Here is a 474-nt window from a genome sequence, read left to right as displayed (position 1 = left end):
TTGCCGAGGTCGGCGCCGGCCACGGCCAGCTTCCACGCCAGCAGCGGCAGCATCGACACGGCGAACGCGGCCAGCAGGCCCCACGGCATGCGGCGGTCGCGCAGCAGGGCCGTACCCACCGCGACCACGCCGACCAGGATGGCCAGCACCGCGCCTTCGTTCTTGATGAGGGTCAGCACCGCCGACAGCGCCGCATAGGCGGTGAGGTTGAACCAGGCCCCCTCGGCCACGTCCCTGCGCGGCTGGATCGCCACGGCAAGCGCCGCAACCGCGTAGACCGCCAGGAACGCATCCATGTAGCCGTCGACCAGATAGCGCCCACCCACCTCCAGCACCGCCACCGCCAACAGCCCGGCGGCCCACCACGTGCGCAGGCTGCGCGCGATCAACAGCAGCGGCGGCAGCAGCAGCAGCGGCGCGGCAGGCTTGGGGGAGGTCTCGTTTCCATGCCCCACCCCCCCGGCGGACGGGGGC

General features: G+C 73.0%; 1 pseudogene. It reads right to left on the bottom strand.

Annotation, left to right across the window (positions count from 1 at the left end):
• Window positions 1-455: pseudogene (locus KVS69_RS18775) on the bottom strand (hypothetical protein); the annotation flags it as partial.
• Window positions 456-474: the final 19 nt, after the last annotated feature.

The sequence above is a fragment of the Stenotrophomonas sp. GbtcB23 genome, assembly GCF_019091045.1.
Taxonomy (GTDB): Bacteria; Pseudomonadota; Gammaproteobacteria; order Xanthomonadales; family Xanthomonadaceae; genus Stenotrophomonas; species Stenotrophomonas rhizophila_A.
The sequence above is the reverse complement of the archived record's forward strand: the minus strand, read 5'-3'. Positions and strand labels throughout refer to the sequence as shown.